Genomic DNA, 15527 nt, shown 5'->3' on the forward strand with positions numbered 1-15527 from the left:
GTTGAAGGATGCTCGAGAGCGATCTGCGGCGGGGAGAGCGGTGAAGGTCCATCATCTCAACTGCGGCACCATGCACCCCGTTTACGGCCCTGAGTGCGTATGCCACGTCCTGCTGGTCGAAACCAACAACGGTCTGGTGCTCATCGACACCGGCTTCGGAATCGACGACTGCGCCGATCCGAAGGGACGGGTGGGACCGGTCCGGTTCGTCACCCGTCCCGTCTTCGAGTCCACCGAGGCGCCCGCGCACCAGCTCGACCGAATGGGGTTCCGCCGCGACGATGTCCGCCACATCGTGCTGACCCACCTCGATACAGACCATGTCGGCGGCGCAGCGGACTTCCCGAACGCGCAAATCCACGTCACCTCCGCCGAGGCAGTCGCGGCGTTCGCCTCGCCAACCCGCGCGGAAAAGGTCAGGTACGGCCGACAGCACTGGGTGAAAGACCGCGACGTCGTCGAACACGACCCCAAGGGGGAGGCCTGGCGTGGGTTCGCGGCCGCCAAGGAGCTCGTCGATATCGCTTCCGGCATCGTTCTCATCTCACTACCGGGTCACAGCCGCGGTCACGCCTGCATCGCGGTCGACGCAGGCCATCGATGGGTCTTGCACTGCGGGGACGCCTTCTACCACTACGGTTCGCTGGACGGCACCCACGTGCCGCGCACCCTGTGGGCGATGGAAACCGCGGTCGCCTTCGACCGAAAGAAGATGGGGGACAACCACGCTCGCCTGTCGGAGCTGTACAACCAGGCGGAGCCGGGCCTCTGCATCGCGCCTGCGCACGACCTAAAACTGTACGAACGCGCGAAGGCGACGGCTGAGCCCTCGAATTAGGGCACCAGCACCACTTTCCCGACGTTCTCGCGCGCGGCCAGAATCCGGTGTGCCTCACCGGCGTTGGCGAAGGGTACGGCCTCGTGAACGACTGGGACGGCGACGCCGTCGGCCAGCGCCGCGCTGAGCGGGCCGATCCACGGCTCCAGCGAGCCGCGGTCGTCCCACAGCTTGAGCATGTTCAACCCGATGATGGCTTTGGAGTCCGAGAGTTGCTTGACGAGGTTGAAGCCACGAAGCATCGGCAGTAGCTGCGGCAGCGCGGTTCGCAGCGAGCGTTTCTCACCCTGCTGCATCGCCGAAAACCCATACGCGATGATCCGGCCGCCTGGGCGAATCAGGTCGTAGGAGCGCTTGAGCGACTTGCCCCCTATCGCGTCGAGCACGATGTCATAGGGCGGCAACCCTTTCCACCAACCGTCCTTGCGATAATCGATCGCGCGGTCGACGCCGAACTCGGCCAGGCGCGCGTGCTTACCCGGTGACGCCGTCCCGTGTATCTCGGCACCCGCCGCCTTTGCCAACTGGATCGCCGCGATTCCGACACCGCCCGCCGCCGCGTGGATCAGCACCCGCTCACCGGCACGCAACGACCCATACCCATGCAGCGCTGCCCACGCCGTGGAGTAATTGACCGGTATCGCCGCGCCCTGTTCGAAGCTCAGCGATTCAGGTAGGGGTATCGCGTCGGCCGCCGGGATGGTGACAATTTCGGCGTAGCCGCCGAATCGCGTTCCGCCGAAGACGCGTTCGCCGACGCGGGCCTGGTCGACGCCTTCGCCGACGGCCTCGATGGTGCCCGCCACCTCGTAGCCGACGACGCAGGGCGGCTTGGGTGCGTCCGGGTAGAGGCCGACGCGCGCGAGGTGATCGGCGAAGTTCACCCCTGCGGCGCGGACCGCGATCCTCACCTGGCCCGCCGACGGCGCCGGCGGATCCGGCCGCTCTTGGGTCTGCAGGACGGACAGGTCACCGTGCTTGGTGATGACGACGGCGCGCATAGGAGGATCAGACCGTTGCGACGGAAGGGTTCTGCTGCGCGCGGCTCCTGAGTCGGCCGACGATGGTGCCGAGCAGGTCGTAATAGTGGGTCGGGGCCACCCGGGTCAGGATGTCGAAGAGGTAGGCATCGGGACCGACAAGAATGCGCGCCTTGCCGGCCTCGACACCCTTGTGGATGATCTCGGCCGCCTTATCGGGCTGGGTCATGGTGATCGCGGCGAACTCCTGCGCCATCTGCTCGTGGCTGCGACCGCGCCCGTCGGGGTCCTTGCGGAATCGCGCATTGCGCACGATGTTCGTGTTGACCCCGCCCGGGTGCACGTTGATGGCGGTCACACCGGTGCCGCGCAGCTCCTGACGCAGCGAGTCGGTGAAGCCTCGCACGGCGAATTTCGCTGAGCAGTAGGCACTTTGATTAGGCATGCCAGCGAGGCCGAACACACTTGAGGTGTTCACGATCGCACCGGAGTCCTGCTCGACCAGAATCGGCAGAAATGCTCGCGTCCCGTTGACGACACCGCCGAAGTTGATGTCCCACAACCAGTTCTCGTCATCGGGGTTCGCGTCGAGCACGCTCGAGGCCACGGCGACGCCCGCGTTGTTGAAGACTGCACCCAGCCGGGCAGGCGCCCAGTCGCGCACCTCGGAGGCGAAGTCGCGTTGGGCGTCGGCGTCGCGGACGTCGAGCACCCGCGTCAGGCTGGGACCGGTCAGGCCTGCTTCGGTCTCCTTGAGCCCGAGCTCGTCGACGTCGCTGAGGGCGACCGGGCAACCGTGGGTCGAAAGTCGTTGTGCCAGGGCACGACCGATGCCCGATGCCGCGCCAGAAATGACGACGGTGCGGCCGCTGATCCGGCGGGAAGGGTTGCTCACTGATTCTCCTTGACTTCGGTTTGATCGACCGACGCCGAGGCGACGTGGTCGATGATCAGGTCCATGAGGCGTGGCCATGCGCCTGCCGGGAGGTCGTGGCCCATGCCCGCGATGCTCTCCAGCCGTGCTCCGGGGATGGCCCGCGCCGTTGCGGCACCCCCGGTCGGATGGACCATCCGGTCCCGGTCGCCGTGGATCACCAGTGTCGGCACGTCGATGGCGCGCAGTTCGGCGGTGCGATCACCGGAGCGGAAGATCGCCGCGAGTTGGCGCGGGGTGCCTGCGCTCGACCGGTCGCGGTCCCATCCGGTGGCGGCCCTCTGGCGCACACGCTCCTCGTCGAACGGGAAACCGTGCGAGCCGATGTGACGGAAGATCGCCACATCGCGCTCCTCCGCCTCCGCCTGCGTACGCGGCGGTTTGGCGGTCGCCAACCGCCGCCAGGTGGAAAGCGCGGGGCGTCCGATTCGCGGCGCACCCGTGGTGGACATGATCGAGGTCAGCGTGCGCACCCGGCCCGGATAGTGAGCGGCAACGGTCTGCGCGATCATCCCGCCCATCGAGATTCCGGCCAGATGCACGTCCTGATAGCCGAGCACGTCGAGCAGGCCGACGGTGTCGCGGGCCATGTCGCCGAGGTGGTACTGCCGCGGATGGCTGCCTCCGCGCAGGATGGCAAGCGGCTTCGGCGGCGGGTAGTCCATATGCGTCGATCGGCCCACGTCGCGGTTGTCGAAGCGGGTGACCCGATAGCCTTGTCCGGCAAGGGCGGTGGCGAAATCGGTCGGCCATGAGCCGTGCAATTGCTGACCCAGGCCACCGATGAGCACGACGGGCGGATCATCGGGGTTGCCGATCTGCTCGTAACACAGTTCGATGCCACGGCCGACGTCGACGACCACTTGTTGGCCATTCATGCCGTCACCCGCTCGGAATCTCTGCGAGTCGTTGATTTCGATCCCACCCTTCGTCGGTAGACCACGGCGCGCCCGCCGCGCGCCGGTGCAGTGGCCACGCCGCGCGAGTGAATGCGCTCACCGGCGGCATATGTTGTGCCGAACTCGAATTCACGCAACAACGTCCGAAGCGTGACGTTCAACTCCATGTTGGCGAAGGCGGCGCCGATGCACCGACGGATACCTCCGCCGTACGGAATCCAGGTGTGCGTGTCGGGGTTGCCGCCCAGGAAGCGGTCCGGGTTGAAGGCTCCTGCGTCGGCGAAGTTCTGCTCGGCTCCGTGCGACATCGTGATGCTTGCGATGACCGCGTGACCTTGGGGGATGACCCACTCGCCCAATCGGATTCGTTCCCGCGCGACCCTGATGGTCGCCTCCACAACGGGTCGGATGCGCTGGACTTCCCAGATCGTGGCCTGCAGCAACTGCGACCCACCCGCGTCGACCTCGGCGGTGAGCCGGGTCAGCAGGCGCGGATGCCTGCGCAGCCGCTCGATTGCCCACGCCAGCGTGGTCGCCGTGGTCTCGTGGCCAGCCGAAAGCAGTGTGAGCAGCTCGTCGGCGATGTGGTCGTCGGAGATCGGTGAACCGTCTTCGTAGCGCGCCGCCAGCATGAGGGCGAGGACGTCGTTGCGCTCGCCGAACGCGGGATCGTCGCGCGCCTCGGCGATGAGGTCGGCGATGATCTCGTTGTAGCGCCTGCGGTACCGCTGGACCCGCCCCCACGGGCTCCACGGACCGAGATCGCGCCGAAACACCGCTGGCATCACCGCCATTCGCGATGCCAGCGGGATCATCGGTGGGAACAGCTCCCGCAGTTCGTCGAACGCGGAACCCTGTGCGCCGAACACCGTGCGGAGGATGGCGTTGAGGGTGATGCGCATCATCGGCTCAAGCGTTTCGAACTCCCGGCCCTCGGGCCAGCTCGCGATCTCGCGCATCACTTCTTCTTCGACGATCGCTTCGTAGCCGATCATCCGCTTGCCGTGAAACGGCGGGACGAGCAGCTTGCGACGCGCGCGGTGCTCGTCGCCGTCCAGGCTGAAGGTCGAGCCAGGGCCAAGGACGGCGCCAAGATTGGACGTCCGGCCGACGAGGTCGCTGCTGGTGGTGAAGAGATCCTTGATCAAGGCGGGGTCGCTGATCACCGCGGTTTCGCCGAATATCGGCAGGCTCACCGTGAACGCACCGCCGTAGCGCCGACCGATCGAGGCAACCGCGCGGTGCCGCGCGGTCAGGAAGCCGATGCCCATGACCGCTTTCGGTATCCGCGGCCCAGGCGGCATCCGCACCGGGTCCGTCGTTGCCTCACCCATGTCGCCCCTTCGCGTGGTACTGCAAGGTACCGCTCACGGTACGTGACCGTACCGGCGACGACAACCCCCCTTGTACAGATGTGTAATAACGCGTGGTCGCCCTGTTGCGGAAGTCGGCCACAGCGGCCAGCGGACAGACCTAATCTTGATCATTCCCGTCACGAGGAGCACATATGGGTTTCATGGCGCCGAATCTGCCCGTGGTCGATCACGAGGAATTTGTCCGCCTGCCGCTGAGAGACCGCATCAAGATCATCGTCCTCAAGTGGGTTGACTACGGGTACGGCGTGCCGCGGGCGATCCACGTCCTCTACATCGTCAAGTTGGTGGTCTTCTACGCGGTGGCCGGTATCGCGATCGCGACAGCGACCTCAGGCTTGCCCGCGTTCTGGCATGTGTCGGAGTGGTGGAATCAGCCGATCGTCTACCAGAAGGCGATCCTGTGGACAGTTCTGCTCGAGGCCCTTGGCCTCGGGGGATCGTGGGGACCGTTGGCGGGCAAGACAAAGCCGATGACCGGCGGCTACCGTTTCTGGGCCCGGCCCAACACCATTCGGCTGCGGCCGTGGCGGCGGGTGCCGTTCACCGCAGGTAACCGGAGAACCTGGTTCGACGTCGCGCTGTACCTCGCGCTGCTCGTCAGCCTCGTTGTGCCACTGCTGCTCTCCGGCGTACCCAGCGCGTCGCTGGCCGCGGCGCTGCCCGCCAACACCTCCGGCTTGGTGAACCCCGCACTGCTCGTCGGGCCCGCCGTGCTGCTGGTGCTGATCGGTTTGCGTGACAAGACCATCTTTCTTGCCGCAAGGGGTGAGCAGTATCTGCCCGCTTTGGTCTTCTTCGCGGCGCTGCCGTTCGTCGACATGATCATCGCGTGCAAGCTGCTGATCTTCACCGTCTGGTTCTGGGCGGGCGTATCGAAGTTCGGCCTGCACTTCACCAGCGTCATACCGCCGATGGTCAGCAATAGCCCGTCGATGCCATTGAAATGGCTCAAGCGGGCGCACTATCGCGATCACCCTGACAACCTGCTGCCGTCACACCTTGCCAGCTTCATGGCGCACGGACCCGGCACCGTCGTCGAGATCATCGCGCCGCTGACGTTGTTGTTCTCACCATGGCCGTGGTTGACGCTCGTCGCGGTGGCGATCATGGTGTCGTTCCATCTGTTCATCATTTCCACCTTCCCGCTCGCGGTCCCGGTCGAGTGGAACGCGCTGTTCGCCTATGCGGTCATCTTCCTGTTCTGGGGTTTCCCGAACTGGCAGGGCTACGCGATCTGGGACATGTCGTCGCCGTGGCTGACGGTCGTGCTCCTCGCGGCGCTGTGCTTCTTCCCGGTGCTAGGCAACTTCCGCCCCGACCTGGTGTCCTTCCTGCCCGCCATGCGGCAGTACGCGGGCAACTGGGCGTCGGCCACATGGGCCTTCGCGCCCGGAGCAGAAGAGAAGCTGAACCGGGTGACCCGCTCGGCGGGCAACCAGGTCGACCAGTTGATCGACTTCGGCTATGACCCGCTGGTGTCGGAGATCTTCGCGCAGCAGACCATCGGGTGGCGGGCGATGCACAGCCAGGGCCGCGGACTGTACTCCGTCCTGCTGAAGAACCTCCCCGACATCGACAGCAGATCGGTGCGCGAAGGTGAGGTGGTGTGCAACACGTTGATTGGGTTCAACTTCGGCGACGGCCACCTCCACGACGAAGACCTGATCGCAGCCGTTCAGGACGAGGCACAGTTCGAGCCGGGAGAGCTCATCGTGGTGTGGGTCGAATCGCAGCCGATCCACCGCAGGATCCAGTGCTACAAGGTGATCGACCCGGCTCTGGGCGTGATCGAGCGCGGCACCTGGAACGTGGAGGACGCGGTGGCCGAACAGCCGTGGCTGCCAAACGGCCCCATCCCGCTCGACGTGACCTGGACCCGGCCGATGAGCCCCGCGCCGATGCGGCATGCTGATCAGCCATGACACGCTGGTATCCGCTCGAATCCGCCGACGCCGATTTCTTCGAGTCGGCACCGCAGGTCTTCACCTACCAGAAGCGTTTCGCCGCCTCCCCCGCCCAGGTCTGGGAGCAGCTCACGTCTGATGCCTCGCTCGCCGCGTGGGGTCCTGCCATCAAGAAGGTGACCTGGACGTCGGCGCGACCGTTCGGCGTTGGCACTACCCGAGACGTCGTTGGGCCGGGCGGTGTGACGATGCGCGAGCGTTTCTTCCGCTGGGAAGAGGGCACCCGCAAATCGTTCGCCGTCTACGAGTCGACGCTGCCGCTGTTCAAGCGTTTCGCCGAGGACTACATCGTCGAGCCCGACGGTGCCGAGACCCTGTTCACCTGGGCGCTGGCGCTCGAACCGAAGGGCGCGCTATCGCTGCCGTTCAAGGTGCTGGCGCCTGCGGTGAAGGCCGCGTTCGGTCGGATTCCCGGTGACGGACAGCGGTATTGGGCCAAGCGCTCTTAGGCCGTTTTCAACCCGCCGATCGAATTGCCGCCGTCGATGATCAGCGTGGTGCCGGTGACGTACGAAGCGCCCGGTGCGGCGAGGAAAGCGATGCCGGCGGCGACCTCGGCCGCAGTCGCTGACCGGCCCACCGGGGTCGCCTCGCCCGCGGCCACCTCGGACGGGAGTTGGGCCGCGGTGGCGATCCAGCCGGGCAACACGACGTTGGCCGTCACGCCGTTGGCGGCGAAGTCGACCGCGATCGACCGCGTCATTCCCAGCATTGCCGCCTTGGCGGTGTGGTAGCCCACATCGCCGGTGTACGCGGTGAGAACGCCTGCCGTGGATCCCACGTTGACGATTCGGCCGTACCCGCGCTCGACCATCCCGGGCAACGCGGCCCTGGTGACGAAGAATGCACTGTCGAGATTGCGCCGAAGGGCAAGGGCCCATTCGTCATCGGTCATCACGGTTACCGGGTTGGGCCGCTCAGGGATGTTGACTGACGCCAGGCCGGCGTTGTTGATCAGGATGTCGAGCTTGCCGAATGCCGACTCGGTGGCCTCCACGAGTTGACGGGCAGCATCGGGATCCATCAGGTCGGCGACGTGTGAGGCAGCCGCGATGCCCTCCCTTTGGAGCTCGTCGGCACGCGTGGCCGCGCGGTCGGTGGTGCCGGTGACCATCACCGAGGCACCGAGTTGACCCAGCAACCGGGCGGATGCGAACCCGATGCCGAGGTCACTACCCGACCCGGTGACGAGCGCCACCTGACCGCTGAGATCGAACGCCTCGGGCACCACTGTTTGCATTATGTTCCTTCCCTTGGCATTTGAACGTGCTTGCCAGTGGTAGACGGGCTACTCGCCACGAGCTTAGAGGGCGATTCGAGCCATTCCTAGGTCAATCGTCCAATACTTGGACGTTCGTACAAGACAGTAACCGTCGCGTCACGAGAACGAAACGCAACGTGCGGACACTCGATTGCGAACCGATTGCCGGGCAGCTCTGCGACTGTATGGGCCGGCCAGCGGAATCGTCGAAAAGCAGTCAAGTGCAGGAGTTCTGAGCATGCGAATCATGTCCGGCGTCACATCCTTGGCCGCGACCGTCCTGCTGCTGGCCAGCACGGCCTGCTCCGGAACGAGCAATAGCCCGACCGACAGCGCGACGTTGGCGTCATCGGTGCGCACTCCTCTCATGAGCGATCCTCCGCCCCTGGACCCAGACGTCTTCTACCAACCCGAAGGCCTGTTGATCATGACTTCGGCGTATCAAGGACTGCTTCGCTACGCGCCAGGGTCGACGAAGCTCGAGGGCCTACTGGCGACGAAATGGACGGCCTCCCCTGACGGGCTGACCTATACGTTCACACTGCGCAACGGCGTGAAATTCGCTGACGGCACAGCCTTTGACTCCGCCGCGGTCAAGGCGAGCTTCCAGCGCCGCATCGGCATGGCGGCAGGGCCGTCCTACATGCTCGCCGACGTCAAGGACATGCAAACCCCGGATCCGCTGACCTTCGTCGTCACCCTCACCAAGCCCGTCGCGCCGTTTCTCGACTATCTGGCCTCGCCGTACGGCCCGCTGATGACCAGCCCAACCGCTGTCGCCCAGCACGCCTCCGGCGGCGACCACGCGACCGCATGGCTGGCGTCACATACCGCAGGAACCGGCCCGTACGAACTGACCGCGGCGGTGCCCGCCAGCAACTACACAATGACCGCCAACAAGAACTACTGGGGGGCAGCACCCCAGATCACCACCGTGGAAATGCCGGTGATCGCGGCCACCGCAGTTCAGCGCCTCCAACTCGGCGAAGGCCAGCTCGACATGATCCTGCACGGTCTGTCCAAAGGGGACTACGAGGCGTTGGGCGCAGGCCCCAACACCGAAGTGCGCCAGGAGAATGCATTGGTGAAGGCGCTTGTCATGGTGAACCCGGCATCGCAGGTCTTCGGTCCGCTCCAAGCGCGGGAAGCCCTGAGCGCCGGCCTCGACCAAACAGCCTTGACCGCAGCCGTTTTCGGCAACCAGGGCTCGCCGTCGACACAGTTCTACCCCACCGGGATGATGCCCGAAGGCGCCGTCCCCGATCAGCACGCCCACGACCCGTCGAAACTGGCTGCGATCGGCAAAAAGGGCGGCAACGTGGAGATCGGCTACCCGTCGGGCGACAGCAGCCTGCAGGACCTCGCCAACCAGATCCAGGTGATTCTCCAACAAGCGGGACTGACCGCGACCGTTCGGGACTCGCCGTCGGCACAGTTCTTCGCCCTCCCCCAGCACCCCGAACAGCGACCAGATCTGCTGCTCGCGTCGTTCAACCCCGACGCCGCACACCCCGACACCTGGTCACGGATATATCAGTACACCAACGCGCCCGTTAATCTTCAGGGCTGTTCGGTGCCGGCCGCCGACAAGCTCCTCGACGAGGGCAGCGCCGAGCCCGACCCCGTCAAATCGCAGGCCCTGTATGTCGAGGCAGCCAAGGCCTACCGTGATTCACTCTGTTGGGTGAACCTCGCAGACCTGCACAACACCATCGCGGCCCGTAAGGGTTACTCCAACTGGAGTAGCCAGCCCGCTTGGATGTGGGACACGGACTTCTCGACTCTCAAGTTCCAGGAGTGAACGGCGCCTTCGTGGGTACGCACAAGGACGCCGACGTCCGAACGGATGCCAAACACGCTGCCACTCAACGAAGTACCGGCAACACTGCCCGGGGCGCTCAACGTCGCATCGAGATCATCGACGCCGCGATCGCGGTAATGGCGCGGGTCGGACTGGCCGGGCTTTCGATGCGAGTCGTGGCCAGCGAGGCGCACATACCTTTGGGTGCTCTGAGCTACTACTTCAACGACAAGTCGGATCTGATCGCCCAGGCCTTTCAACAGCTGTCCGACCGCGAGATCGAACGTGTTGTCCGCACTGCTGACCGGCTGCAACCCACGATGCCGGCAGAGAAGCTCGCAGATCTCGTGGCGGACATGATCATCGACGGTTTCACGTCGCCGAAGGGTGCAATCGTCACCCGCTACGAACTGGTGACCGAAGCCAGCCGTGACGAACGGCTTAGGCCCATGTTCGAAGCGTGGTACGCGGCGATGGTGCCGGCACTCAGCCGGTTGTTCCGCGATCTTGGCTCGCACCAACCCGAGCTGGATTCCCGCACCGTGATGGCGGTAATGGCGGGGCTGGAGATCGACAACCTCTACCGGCCGCTGGGACCGGTGGACAAGCGCCGGATTCGCGCGACCCTGCGGCACGCGTTCCGGGCAGTGACCGCGTTGTACAACACCTGATCACTCATCGACAAAGGTGGAAATTAGATGGCATTCACCGGATTTGGCCCGGATATCACCTTCCTCGGTGTCCCACGTTGCGATCTCGACGACGTGTCGACGTACGCCGACGCCGACATCGTCATCCTCGGTGCTCCTCTCGACGGCGGGACGAACTACCGCGCAGGCACTCGATTCGGTCCGTCGGCACTGCGCCAGGCCTGCTACCTGCCACAGGACGGTTCGCGACCCAGCCTGGCATTGCGGGTCGACGGCCTCAAGGACCTTCGGGTGTATGACGCAGGCGATGTCGAGTTCCACAACGGGCACATCGAGCAGGCAGTGGAGTTGATCGAGGCGGCCGTGTTCAAGGTCTCCTCCGCGGGCGCCATCCCGATCATCCTCGGCGGCGACCACACCATCGCGTGGCCGGACCACACCGGAGTGGCGCGCCAGCACGGTTTCGGCAAAGTGTCGATGATTCATTTCGACGCCCACGCCGATACTGGTGACATCCACCTGGGTTCCCTTGTCGGGCACGGCACGCCGATGCGACGGCTGATCGAGTCCGGCGCGCTGCGCGGCGACCGGTTCCTTCAACTGGGGTTGCGAGGATACTGGCCAGACGAACCGGTCCTGCAATGGATGGCTGCCCACGGCCTGCGATCGTACGAGATGACCGAGATTGTGGCGCGAGGCCTGGAAACCTGCCTGACCGAGGCCTTCCAGATCGCCACCTCCGACTGCGAGGGCGTCTTCCTATCCGTCGACATCGACGTGTGCGATCCTGGCCATGCGCCCGGTACCGGAACGCCCGAGCCTGGGGGCTTCTCGGCTCGCCAACTGCTCGATGCGGTCCGGCGGATCTGCTACGAACTGCCGGTCCTCGGAGTCGACGTCGTCGAGGTCTCCCCTCCGTATGACCACGCGGACATCACCGCTCTGCTCGGGAATCGTGTTGTTTTGGAGTCGATTTCGGCGATCGCTCGGCGCCGTAAGGACGAAGCGCAAGGCACTAGCTGGGATCCTCGCCAGCCGCTGCTCGAGGGCCGCGAGGTTGGCGAGCAACTGCGGCTGATCGCCGCGGGAGACGAAGCCCGCCGACGCGGCGAGGGCACGCCACGGCCCCATCACCACTAGCTGCATGCCGCGCGCGTGCGCCTGACGTCGCAAACAGCCGACCAGGTCTACTGCTCCACCACCGTGACGTCGGGCACGTGGGTGCGCTGTGCCCACTGGAAGGCCTGCCAGGCGGCCACCTCATCAAACTGGTCGTGGACGCGCCGGGCCCAGTCCGACCCGATGGGGCGCGCGTCGCGAGCCTTCACCTGGACCTCGGCGCAGCGCTCCATCAACAGGAAGTAGCCGACCGCCGCGTCGATGGTGGCGCCGACGGTCAGCAGCCCGTGGTTGCGCAGGATCACCGCGCGGGCAACACCTATCGCTTCCGCGATGCGTTTTCCGCCGTCGATCGAGGAGATGTTGACCTCCTCGTCGTCGAAGATCTCGTGATCTCCGAAGAACGCGCACGACTCCTGCGAGATCGGCTCGAGTTTGGTCACACTCGCCGAGAACGGCGTCCCGTACGGCGTATGGCAATGGGCCGCGGAGACGACGTCGGGGCGGCCCTCGTGCAGCGGGGCGTGGATGTAGTAGGCCGCCATGTTGATGTGGCCGCCACCGTCGATGCTGCCGTCAGGGCCGACCAGTACGAGGTCGTCGGTGGTCATGTACCGGAAGGGCACGCCGTAGCGCCCCAGCCAAAAGCAGTCCGGTCGCCCAGGGTCGCGGGCCGAGATGTGCCCGTCGCCCAGCGAGCCCCAGCCCATTGCGCCGAACACCCGGTACGCCAGGGCGAGTCGGCGCTTGCGGTGTGCTCGCAGTTCGACGGGATCGGCGATGTCCGGCTCGTATGCCGCCGGGTCGAGGGTGTGGAATTCAGCGGGGAGCGCCATTATTTCCTCTCATGTGCTCGCTACTACATTTTCGATATGATATCGAAATAGACCTTCATTGAGACCCGAACGAGTGGAGCGCCCGTGTCGAATCGCCCCCGTGTCCTGGTGCTCGCCGAACCCGACCCGGAGCTTTCGCCGCCGCCGCTGCACCTGATCTCCGGCGACGTCGAGGTCGTCCCCGTCGGCTCGGTCCCGACCGACGCGGAGCTGGCCGGTGCCCTAGTGCTGTACATCTGGGATCACCGCTTCGCCGACCTCGCTCCGATTCTGCGCCGGACCGACGAGCTGCGCTGGGTGCATGCAGCGTCGGTCGGGGTGAACCGGCTCATCTGCCCCGAACTGGAGCAGGTCACGCTCACCAACTCGCGCGGTGTATTCGACACGTCGATCGCCGAGTGGGTGCTCGCCGCCGTTCTCGCGCACGTGAAGGGGCTGGGTGACAGCTGGGCGCTGCAACGAAGCCATACGTGGCAGTACCGCACGACGGGGCGGCTGGCGGGCACCCGCGCCGCGGTGGTGGGTACGGGCTCGATCGGCCGGGCCGTCGCCGATCGGCTCGCCCGCCTCGACGTCCACGTCACCCTCGTCGGCCGCACGCCGGGCGATGACCCGGAGTTCGGGAGGATCCATTGCTCGACCGAACTGGCCGCGGTCGCCGCTGAGGTCGACCTCCTGGTGCTCGCCGTTCCGCTCACGCCGGCCACTACGGCGCTGGTCGGATCCGAAGTGCTCGACGCCCTCGGCCCGCGCGGATTCGTGGTCAATGTCGGGCGTGGGCCGACGGTCGTCGAGTCCGATCTCGTCGACGCGCTCCGGTCCGGGACGATCGCAGGTGCCGCGCTCGACGTCTTCGACGTCGAACCGCTACCGCCCAGCTCGCCACTGTGGTCGATGCCGAACGTGCTGGTGTCGCCACACATGTCCGGTGACTACATCGGGTTCGAGTTCGACATGATGGCCGTCTTCACCGACAACCTCGATCGGTGGCTGCGCGACAAGCCGCTGCACAACGTTGTCGACCCGGCCGCCGGCTACGTGCCCCACTGACGCGCGTCGTCACGAGACCCGCGCGGGCGCCGGACGCGTCGGCCCACTGCCCGCACCGCTGCGCACGATCGCCGCGGCGATCGCATCTAGGTCGGCGTGGGTCAACTCGAGTTTCACCGCATCCAGCCAGCCGTCGATCTGCACCGGGCGCCGCGCCCCGACGATGGCTGCGGTGACGCCGGGCCACAGCAGCGTCCACGCGATGGCGACGCTGGCCGGGCTGCACGAGTGCCTGGCCGCCACGTCGGCGACGGCCGCGGCGACACTCAGGTTGGCGGGCAGCTCGGAGGTGAAGTCGGCCTCCCCGAGGCGCCAATCACCGGGCGCCAGCCGGGACGGGTCGAACGTGCCCGACAGCAGGCCCGAGTGGATCGGGCTGTAGACGATCACACCGGTGTCGTTGGCCTCACACCACGGGATGACGTCGGCTGCCGCGGCACGGTTGATCGCCGACAGCGGCGGTTGCACCGAGTCCACGTGCCCAACCGTCTCGGCCCTGGCGAGTTGGTCGACGGTGTGGTTGGACAGGCCGATCGCCCGCGCCTTGCCACTCGCCCGCAGTTCAACCAGCGTCGTCCAGTAATCCTCGAGCGCCGTGCCGTCGGTCGGCGGCCAGTGCACCTGGTACAGGTCGATGCAGTCCACGCCGAGCCGCCGCAGCGACGCCTCACACTCGGACCGTAGCGACGCCGCGTCCCCAACGGCCTTCGCCTCGGCCTGGCGGTCGTCGGGATCCCACACCATCGCGCACTTGGTGAAGACCAGCGGCCGAGCCGCCTCGGCCAGCCCAGCCAGTGCCCGTCCGACGATCTCCTCGGAGTGGCCGAGGCCGTACTCAGCGCGGTGTCGAGCCAGTTGATGCCGGCCTCGACGGCGTGGTGGATGGTGGCGACCGACTCGGAGTCATCCTGCGGACCCCAGCCGAAGACCCAGTCCCCGCCGCCGAGCGCCCAGGTGCCGAGCCCCACTGTGGTCAGCTCCCAGCCCGTCGCACCAAAGCTCCGTACCGGCAGGCCCATCAGCTGACCTCCTCGACCGGCTCATACCATCGCTTGCGGGTGCCCACCTTGGCGCGCATCTTCCAACGACGCGACTTGGGCGCCGCGGCCAGGTGTGCCCGCAACGTCTCGATCTGAAGACGCACCCGTGCGGCCAGATCCGGGTCAAGGCCGGGCCGCTGCAGCGACTCAGACAGCCGTACCAGGTTCATGTCGGCCGAGTACCAGAAGCCCCAGTCGTTGCACAGCACGTCGCGGATGCGGTCGAGGTCGATCTGCCCGGCATTCTGCGCGCCGATCCGGTGTTCGGCGAGCAGCACCGTGAGATCGATCAGGTCGTTGGCGGTCATCTCGTGAATCTGCAGCTTCGACATCACCAGGTCGGCCAGCGAGATGCACGGGTCGGTCAGCTCGAGTCGATCGGCGAAGTGAATCGAATGGGCCATCACCAGGGTGTCCATGAAGACGTCGACCTTGATGCCCGTCTGGGGGTGGGCGAAGATCTGCCGCTTGATCCCCCACTCGCGCAGCCCGCGCGCCGCCGGATCGGCGAGGTAGCCCTCGGCCCGGAAGAACGCGTCGATCCGTTGGTGGTCGCGATCGCGGCCCCAGAAGTCGATGTCGTAGAACGGGCGCCGCCCGAGCGCACGCATCAGCCCGTTGTGTTGGCGGCAGTGCAGGTGCACGGCCACCGACCCGGTGATCCGCAGTACCAGCGACTGCTCGGCGGCGGACCCGACGAGGCGGGTGGCCTCGCCGGGTATCCGTTCGTGCCGTGTCGTCGCCGCAGCGGCGGACTGAGCCTGAGGCGCGGCGTGCAT

15 protein-coding genes and 1 pseudogene are annotated in these 15527 nt (G+C 66.3%); 7 read left to right on the forward strand and 9 right to left on the reverse strand.

The genetic code is table 11. From position 1 onward, the window contains the following. Positions 1–40 precede the first annotated feature (40 nt). Complete coding sequence (locus D6M19_RS02535) at positions 41–838, forward strand: MBL fold metallo-hydrolase (RefSeq protein WP_123023546.1); 798 nt, start codon at positions 41–43, stop codon at positions 836–838. Here the strand turns inward: D6M19_RS02535 and D6M19_RS02540 are convergent. Genes D6M19_RS02540 through D6M19_RS02555 form a run of 4 tightly spaced genes read right to left on the reverse strand, consistent with a single transcriptional unit; the run spans position 835 to position 4985 of the window. Continuing rightward, complete coding sequence (locus D6M19_RS02540) at positions 835–1839, reverse strand: zinc-binding dehydrogenase (protein WP_123023547.1); 1005 nt, start codon at positions 1837–1839, stop codon at positions 835–837. The genes D6M19_RS02535 and D6M19_RS02540 overlap by 4 nt on opposite strands. 7 nt (positions 1840–1846) lie before the next feature. After that, positions 1847–2713, reverse strand: a complete 867-nt coding sequence (locus D6M19_RS02545) for an SDR family NAD(P)-dependent oxidoreductase (protein ID WP_234834654.1) — start codon at positions 2711–2713, stop codon at positions 1847–1849. Beyond that, entirely contained in the window at positions 2710–3630 is a 921-nt protein-coding gene (locus D6M19_RS02550; RefSeq protein WP_123023549.1) for an alpha/beta fold hydrolase, read from the reverse strand. Before D6M19_RS02550 ends, D6M19_RS02545 begins: the two co-directional genes overlap by 4 nt. Continuing rightward, the gene (locus D6M19_RS02555) at positions 3627–4985 is read right to left on the reverse strand and encodes a cytochrome P450 (protein WP_123023550.1); all 1359 of its coding nucleotides are present in this window, start codon (positions 4983–4985) and stop codon (positions 3627–3629) included. Before D6M19_RS02555 ends, D6M19_RS02550 begins: the two co-directional genes overlap by 4 nt. Positions 4986–5158: 173 nt before the next feature. Here D6M19_RS02555 and D6M19_RS02560 point away from each other — a divergent pair, with 173 nt between their 5' ends. Both D6M19_RS02560 and D6M19_RS02565 read left to right on the forward strand, forming a co-directional pair. After that, entirely contained in the window at positions 5159–6949 is a 1791-nt protein-coding gene (locus D6M19_RS02560) for a DUF3556 domain-containing protein (RefSeq protein WP_123023551.1), read from the forward strand. Beyond that, complete coding sequence (locus tag D6M19_RS02565) at positions 6946–7440, forward strand: SRPBCC family protein (RefSeq protein ID WP_123023552.1); 495 nt, start codon at positions 6946–6948, stop codon at positions 7438–7440. Before D6M19_RS02560 ends, D6M19_RS02565 begins: the two co-directional genes overlap by 4 nt. Here the strand turns inward: D6M19_RS02565 and D6M19_RS02570 are convergent. Next, positions 7437–8231: an SDR family NAD(P)-dependent oxidoreductase gene (locus D6M19_RS02570; RefSeq protein ID WP_123023553.1), complete on the reverse strand. Its 795-nt coding sequence runs from the start codon at positions 8229–8231 to the stop codon at positions 7437–7439. The two genes, D6M19_RS02565 and D6M19_RS02570, sit on opposite strands and share 4 nt — an antisense overlap. A 268-nt stretch (positions 8232–8499) precedes the next feature. On the opposite strand from D6M19_RS02570, the gene D6M19_RS02575 reads away from it, so the two are divergent. From D6M19_RS02575 to speB, 3 genes are read left to right on the forward strand one after another with little or no spacing between them, the layout of a single operon-like run. Next, positions 8500–10053: an ABC transporter substrate-binding protein gene (locus D6M19_RS02575; protein ID WP_234834655.1), complete on the forward strand. Its 1554-nt coding sequence runs from the start codon at positions 8500–8502 to the stop codon at positions 10051–10053. Between the two features lie 11 nt (positions 10054–10064). Beyond that, positions 10065–10724 (forward strand): TetR/AcrR family transcriptional regulator, encoded by a 660-nt coding sequence (locus D6M19_RS02580; protein ID WP_234834656.1) that lies wholly within the window; start codon positions 10065–10067, stop codon positions 10722–10724. Between the two features lie 27 nt (positions 10725–10751). Then, positions 10752–11843, forward strand: coding sequence for an agmatinase (gene speB / locus D6M19_RS02585; RefSeq protein ID WP_123023555.1), 1092 nt, complete (start codon positions 10752–10754; stop codon positions 11841–11843). A 47-nt stretch (positions 11844–11890) separates the two neighbouring features. On the opposite strand, the gene D6M19_RS02590 is transcribed toward speB, so the two are convergent. Next, positions 11891–12658 carry a class II aldolase/adducin family protein gene (locus D6M19_RS02590; RefSeq protein WP_123023556.1) on the reverse strand — a complete coding sequence of 256 codons (768 nt, stop codon included), beginning with the start codon at positions 12656–12658 and terminating at the stop codon, positions 11891–11893. An 84-nt stretch (positions 12659–12742) separates the two neighbouring features. Between D6M19_RS02590 and D6M19_RS02595 the strand changes: the two genes are divergently transcribed. Continuing rightward, the gene (locus D6M19_RS02595; protein WP_164478298.1) at positions 12743–13708 is read left to right on the forward strand and encodes a D-2-hydroxyacid dehydrogenase; all 966 of its coding nucleotides are present in this window, start codon (positions 12743–12745) and stop codon (positions 13706–13708) included. A gap of 9 nt (positions 13709–13717) precedes the next feature. On the opposite strand, the gene D6M19_RS02600 is transcribed toward D6M19_RS02595, so the two are convergent. The 3 genes and pseudogenes from D6M19_RS02600 to D6M19_RS02605 all read right to left on the reverse strand — a co-directional run bounded on the left by D6M19_RS02600 (position 13718) and on the right by D6M19_RS02605 (position 15527). Further along, positions 13718–14563, reverse strand: coding sequence for an aldo/keto reductase (locus D6M19_RS02600; protein WP_327389773.1), 846 nt, complete (start codon positions 14561–14563; stop codon positions 13718–13720). A gap of 38 nt (positions 14564–14601) precedes the next feature. Continuing rightward, positions 14602–14727: pseudogene (locus D6M19_RS35065) on the reverse strand (hypothetical protein); the annotation flags it as partial. Beyond that, positions 14727–15527, reverse strand: coding sequence for a hypothetical protein (locus D6M19_RS02605; protein ID WP_164478299.1), 801 nt, complete (start codon positions 15525–15527; stop codon positions 14727–14729). The pseudogene D6M19_RS35065 and the gene D6M19_RS02605, both read right to left, overlap by 1 nt.

This window comes from Mycolicibacterium stellerae, assembly GCF_003719305.1.
Classification (GTDB): Bacteria; Actinomycetota; Actinomycetes; order Mycobacteriales; family Mycobacteriaceae; genus Mycobacterium; species Mycobacterium stellerae.